The sequence below is a fragment of the Brevundimonas sp. genome (assembly GCF_036399195.1).
Classification (GTDB): Bacteria; Pseudomonadota; Alphaproteobacteria; order Caulobacterales; family Caulobacteraceae; genus Brevundimonas.
This window is the reverse complement of record NZ_DASWNO010000200.1, coordinates 1-5,743: the sequence shown is the minus strand read 5'-3', so window position 1 is coordinate 5,743 and position 5,743 is coordinate 1. Positions and strand designations below refer to the sequence as shown.

General features: G+C 66.8%; 6 protein-coding genes and 1 pseudogene. 1 reads left to right on the top strand and 6 read right to left on the bottom strand.

Features of this window, described 5'->3' with window-relative positions:
- Window positions 1-615: pseudogene (locus VGB60_RS09185) on the top strand (NAD(P)/FAD-dependent oxidoreductase); the annotation flags it as partial.
- An 18-nt stretch (window positions 616-633) separates the two neighbouring features.
- Here VGB60_RS09185 and VGB60_RS09180 read toward each other — a convergent pair.
- The 6 genes from VGB60_RS09180 to rpsR form a co-directional block, all read right to left on the bottom strand.
- Window positions 634-1,011, bottom strand: coding sequence for a response regulator (locus VGB60_RS09180; RefSeq protein ID WP_331037965.1), 378 nt, complete (start codon window positions 1,009-1,011; stop codon window positions 634-636).
- Window positions 1,008-2,525: a PAS domain-containing sensor histidine kinase gene (locus VGB60_RS09175; protein ID WP_331037964.1), complete on the bottom strand. Its 1,518-nt coding sequence runs from the start codon at window positions 2,523-2,525 to the stop codon at window positions 1,008-1,010. Before VGB60_RS09175 ends, VGB60_RS09180 begins: the two co-directional genes overlap by 4 nt.
- Window positions 2,526-2,661: 136 nt before the next feature.
- Window positions 2,662-4,149, bottom strand: coding sequence for a replicative DNA helicase (locus tag VGB60_RS09170; protein ID WP_331037963.1), 1,488 nt, complete (start codon window positions 4,147-4,149; stop codon window positions 2,662-2,664).
- A gap of 116 nt (window positions 4,150-4,265) precedes the next feature.
- On the bottom strand, window positions 4,266-4,634 hold the full coding sequence (locus VGB60_RS09165) for a hypothetical protein (protein ID WP_331037962.1): 369 nt from the start codon (window positions 4,632-4,634) through the stop codon (window positions 4,266-4,268).
- A 132-nt stretch (window positions 4,635-4,766) separates the two neighbouring features.
- On the bottom strand, window positions 4,767-5,351 hold the full coding sequence (gene rplI / locus VGB60_RS09160) for a 50S ribosomal protein L9 (RefSeq protein WP_331037961.1): 585 nt from the start codon (window positions 5,349-5,351) through the stop codon (window positions 4,767-4,769).
- 1 nt (window position 5,352) lies between these two features.
- Window positions 5,353-5,631, bottom strand: a complete 279-nt coding sequence (gene rpsR, locus VGB60_RS09155; RefSeq protein ID WP_331037960.1) for a 30S ribosomal protein S18 — start codon at window positions 5,629-5,631, stop codon at window positions 5,353-5,355.
- Between the last annotated feature and the right edge of the window lie 112 nt (window positions 5,632-5,743).

Here is a 5,743-nt window from a genome sequence, read left to right as displayed (position 1 = left end):
ATCGGCAACTACCAGTCCGGCTCGGGCACGTTCCGCATGAACGTGGCGCTGTCGAAGCTGCCGAGCTTCACCGCCTTGCCGGGGACCGGCGATCACCTCACGGCGGGGATCATCATCGCGCCATCCCTGGCCTATATGGATCGCGCCCATGCCTCGGCCCGCCTGAACGGGTGGTCGGAGCAGCCGATCGTCGAGATGTTGATCCCCTCGACGCTCGACGACACGCTGGCGCCGCCCGGACAGCACGTCGCCAGCCTGTTCTGCCAGCACGTCTCGCCCGATCTGGCGGACGAACACCGGGACACCGTCGCCGATCTGATGATCGACACCGTCGACCGCCGCGCGCCAGGCTTCAAGGCCTCGGTGCTGGGGCGGCTGGCGCTGGGGCCGCGCGATCTGGAGCGACGCTTTGGCCTGGTCGGCGGCGACATCTTCCACGGCCGGCTGACTCTGGACCAGCTGTTCAGCGCCCGCCCGGTGCTGGGCCACGCCGACCATCGGATGCCGGTGCCGGGCCTCTATCTGTGCGGCTCGGGCGCGCATCCGGGCGGAGGAGTCACGGGCGCGCCGGGGCACAATGCGGCCAAGGCGGTGCTGAAGGATTTTCGCCGGTAGCGCCCGGCGCCGTCCGCGTCAGGCGTTTTCGACGCCCATCGCCTTCATGAGGGCGTCGCGCACGGCGGCTTCGGTGAAGGGCTTCTGGATAGTCGCCTGACCGCGCCATTCGTCCGGCAGCCCGCCTTCGCCATAGCCGGTCGAGAAGACGAACGGTACGCCGCGCGCCTTGAGCGCCTCGGCCACGGGGAAGACCTGCTTGCCGGCCACGTTCACGTCCAGAAGGGCGGCGTCCAGTCGCGCTTCGTCGGCCACCAGAGCCAGCCCCTCATCGACAGTCGCGGCGGGCCCGACCGGGGTGCAGCCCATGTCCTCGAGAATGGTCTCCAGCAACATGGCGACAAGCGACTCGTCTTCCACCACCAGGACCCGACGATCCGTCAACGCCTGCGTCATAGACTCGTATCCCTGTCCAGTGGAACGCGGAATTCCACCGCCAATCCGGTGCTTGCGTAGTCGACTTTCACTTCGCCCGCCAGATCGTGTCGCACGTTTCGCTCGATCAGCCGGCTGCCGAAGCCCTTCCGCTCCGGAGCGCTCACGGCCGGGCCGCCGATTTCCCGCCATGTCAGGTGCAGGACGGGCCGGGCGTGATCGGCGACGGACCAGTCCACCATGACCCGCCCTTCCGGCGCGCTCAGGGATCCGTATTTGGCGGCGTTGGTCGCCAGCTCGTGGAAGATCATGCCGAGCGACAGCGCCGCCGCGGGCTCCAGCGCCACGGGCGGACCGACCAGGCTGATGCGGCTGGCGCCGTGCGCCTCCGTCTCGTGCTGCAGGACGGCGCGCAGGTCCGCGCCCTCCCAGTGGCTGCGCGTCAGCAGGTCATGGGTGTGCGACAGCGCCATCAGCCGCGCCTGGAACCCTTCCGCGAACGTCCGCGGATCCGTGTGCGAGCGGGCTGTCTGCATGGCGATCGACTGAACCGTGGCGAGGGTGTTCTTCACCCGGTGGTTCAGTTCGTCGATCATCAGCTTTTGACGCTCAGCGGCCACGACGTTGGCGGTGACGTCATGGCCCTGCACGAAGACCCCGAGCATCTCCCCGTCAGCATCTCGGATCGGCTGATAGACGAAGTTCAAATAGACGTCCTCCAGCGGCGCGCCCGGCGTGCGCTGAAGCTGGATCAGGCTGCTGCGACCCTCGTGCGTCTCCCCGGTGGCGAAGACATCGTCGAGGACAGCAACGAAGCCCTGGTCGATCACCTCGGGCAGGGCCTCGCGGACCGTCTTGCCGGTGATATCCCGGTGCCCGATCAGCTGGGCGTAGGCGCCGTTGTACATCTGGAAGACGTGGTCGGGGCCGGACAGAACGGCGACGAAGCCGGGCGCCTGCATGAACATCTCGACCAGCCGGTTCCGCTCCGACTCCAGCCGACGGTTGTCTTCCTGCACCAGGGCGGCTCGACCCATGACCGCGCCGCCCAGGACGGCGTCGATGGCGCTGATCTGACTGGCGGGGGCGGCGCCGTCCTTGAGCCGCTGCAACTCGGTCACGTCGGTGGTGTGCTGCAGCAGGAAACTGACCCCTCCCTGTTCGTTCAGAACCGGCGTGTGCGTGGCGCTCCACAGCCGTTCCTCGAAGGCCTCCTCCCCGTCCGGTCCGACGATGGGCATGGAGAATCGCACCACCGCCAGATGATCCCGCTGCCGCGTGTCGCGGGCCTTTTCGAGCGAGGCCTGCACCTGACGCACGTTCTCGGGCGCTTCCTCGCCGGGACCGCCGTCGAAGGCGGCGAACAGCGGGCGGCCGATGAGGGCCGAGCGCTCGCTGCGTGTGGCGACCAGATAGGCCTGGTTGACCGCGGCGATCTTCAGATCCGGGGTCAGCAGCACATAGGGATTGGGCGATGCGTCAAACGCATTCGCCAAGTCGGCCGCTACGCCGCCCGTTTTCGCCAGTTCCTTCAAGCCGATCCCCGCCCTACGCGCACACCAACGCTTCGAACGAAAAACCGTTCAAGCGTCAATCGCGGAAGCGTGCGATCCAGAACGAAACCTGCGTTCGTCGCGGGGTTATGCCAGCGCCGCTGCGAGGCGGCCTGTGTCACTCGTAGCTGTCGTACCGCTGGCCCTGAGCCAGGTTGCCGAACTTGGTGGTGTTGGCGTCGAAGCTGAGCTTGATCGTACCGATCGGACCGTGACGTTGCTTGCCGACGATGACTTCGGCCTGGTGCTCCAGACGGTCCATGTCCTCCTGCCACTGCAGGTGCTCCGGCGAACCTTCGCGCGGTTCGGCTCGGCCGAGATAATAGCTCTCGCGATAGACGAACATGACGGCGTCAGCGTCCTGCTCGATCGAGCCGGATTCCCGCAGATCCGACAGCTGTGGCCGTTTGTCTTCCCGTTGTTCGACCTGACGCGACAGCTGCGACAGGGCGAGGATCGGTACGGACAGTTCTTTGGCCAGAGCCTTAAGGGCGCCGGTGATCTCCGACACCTCCTGCACCCGGTTCTTCTGGTTGTTGCTCTCGCCGGTGGTGATCAGTTGAAGGTAGTCGACGATGATCAGGTCGAGCCCCTGTTCCTGCCGCTTCAATCGGCGGGCGCGTGCGGCCAGTTTGGAGATCGACAGGCCGCCCGTGGCGTCAATGTACAGCGGGCTCTCGCCGATCTCGACCGCCGCCTCGCGGATCCGGCCAAAGTCGGCGGCGTCGATCTCGCCCTTGCGCAGCTTGTCGGACGACACGCCGGACGCGTCGGCCAGGATGCGCATGGCCAGCTGCTCGGCGCTCATTTCCAGGGAGTAAAAGGCGACGACGCCGCCGCTGACGGTCTTGCGGCCCTCCGGCGTCGGCTCCCACCGATAGTTGCGGGCCACGTTGAACGCGATGTTGGTGGCCAGCGCCGTCTTGCCCATTGAGGGACGTCCGGCGAGGACCAGCAGGTCGGACGGGTGCAGGCCGCCCAGCTTGGCGTCGAGATCGTCCAGATGGGTGGCGAGACCCGCCAGCTTGCCGTCGCGCTGATACGCCTCCGCGGCCATCTGGACCGCGCCCGACAGGGCGGACGAGAAGGCGACGAACCCGGATGACGGCTTCCCGGTTTCAGCCAGGGTGTAGAGCTGCTGTTCCGCGCTCTCGATCTGGTCGATGGCGGCGGTTTCGGGCTGCGGCGCCTCGCGCACGATCTGGCCGCCGATGCGGATCAGGTCGCGGCGCAGGGCGAGGTCGTAGACCACGCGTGCATAGTCGGGCGCATTGGCGCCGGGCGGCGCCCTGTCGACAAGATCGGCGAGGTAGCGCAGGCCGCCGAACTCCTGGAAGGCGGGATCCTGCTTGAACCGCTCCATGAGGATCGTCGGCTCGGCCAGCATGCCCTGACGCACGTGGTCCTCGATGGCCTCGTACAGACGCTGGTGGAAGGGCTCGTAGAAATGGACACCGCGTAATCGGTCGCTCAGCCGCTCGAACACCGCGTTGTCGAACATCAGCGAGCCGAGTAGCGCCTGCTCCGCCTCCAGATTGTGGGGCAGCGACGGGATGGACGCAGCGTCCATCGGCGACGGGAATTGGACGGGGGCGAAGGCGTTCATCGGCGACAGGCATAGCGGCGCGCTGCGTCGGAAACGGACGGAAAAGTCAGGCTCCGGTCAGATGAACGGGGACACCTTTGTGGATGGCCGGAAAAGCCCTGCCGGATCAGTACGGATCAGGCCGTGGGACAGGGGAAGCGAGCGTTCATCCATTCGCGCAGCCCTTGCGTGACCGTGATGTTCCGACGCGCCGCGGGGATGGCGTTGAAGCGCGCGAGCAGTTGATCGGCGTTGACGGGGACCTTTTCCGGCATGCAGGTCGCCGGCGCCCGGCCGGCGGCCCGCGCTGCGTCCTGTTCGCGCCGCAGGGTGGCGAATCCGGTCTTGACCTCGTTCATCAGCCGGCGTGTGTCCGAACGCAGCAGGGCCGTCGGGTTGCGGGGGATGCCAGCTGCGGTGGTCAGGAACTGCTGCACGGTCATGGCGCTCGCGGCCGTGGCGAACAGCATGGCGGCGACGCCGGCGATCAAGGCGATTTTCTTCATGGCGGTCCTCCCCGGATGACGCAGCATGGCCGATGATTTGCGGCGAAACAACGGTCGCGCGAAGCGAGCGGGATGCAAAAAGGGCGCGTCCGGCTGGACGCGCCCTTCTCTTGAAACAGCGGTGCGGTGGGTTCAGGCTTCCGAACCGAGACCGTCCTGCTGGCCGGCGCCGCCGGCGACCATGTCCTTGGCCTGTTCGAGAGCCGCTTCGCGGTCCTCGTCGTAGGCGGCCTTGATCACGTCCTCGCCCTTAGCCTGACGTTCAGCCTCATCGGCCGAGCGGGCCACGTTGATCTTGACGGTGGCCTGGACCTCGGCGTGCAGGCGAACCAGCACTTCGTGGACGCCCAGCGTCTTGATCGCCGTGTTGAGCACGACCTGCGAACGTTCGACTTTGCCGCCTTCGGCCTGGATGGCCTCGGCGACGTCGCGGCCGGCGACCGAACCATAGAGCTGGCCCGTTTCACCCGCCTGGCGGATCATGACGTAGGACTGGCCGTCGATCTTGTCGGCGACCTTCTGAGCGGCTTCCTTGTTCTTGTCGTTGCGGGCCTCGATGGCGGCGCGGTCGAGTTCGAACTTCTCCAGGTTCTTCGACGTGGCGCGGAGCGCCTTGTCGCGTGGAAGAAGGAAGTTGCGGGCGAAGCCGTCCTTAACGGTGACGACGTCGCCGATGGCGCCGAGGTTCTCGACGCGTTCAAGCAGAACGACCTTCATCTTACTTCACCACATAAGGCAGGAGGGCCAGATAGCGGGCGCGCTTGATGGCCTTGGCCAGTTCGCGCTGCTTGATCTGGGACACGGCGGTGATGCGCGAAGGCACGATCTTGCCGCGTTCGGAGATGTAACGCTGGAGCAGCTTGACGTCCTTGTAGTCGATCTTCGGCGCGTTCTCGCCCGAGAACGGGCAGACCTTGCGGCGACGATAGAAGGGACGGCGGGGGCCGTTCGTGGCGTTGACGGGAGCGCCGGGGCGCGGAGCGGTTGTGTCGGTCATGAGGTCCTCTCCTTACGCTTCGACGGCGTCTTCACGCGGGCGTTCGCGGTCGCGCTCACGTTCGCGCTCGCGGCGGGCCAGCAGGGGCGACAGTTCCAGGTCGAGTTCCTCG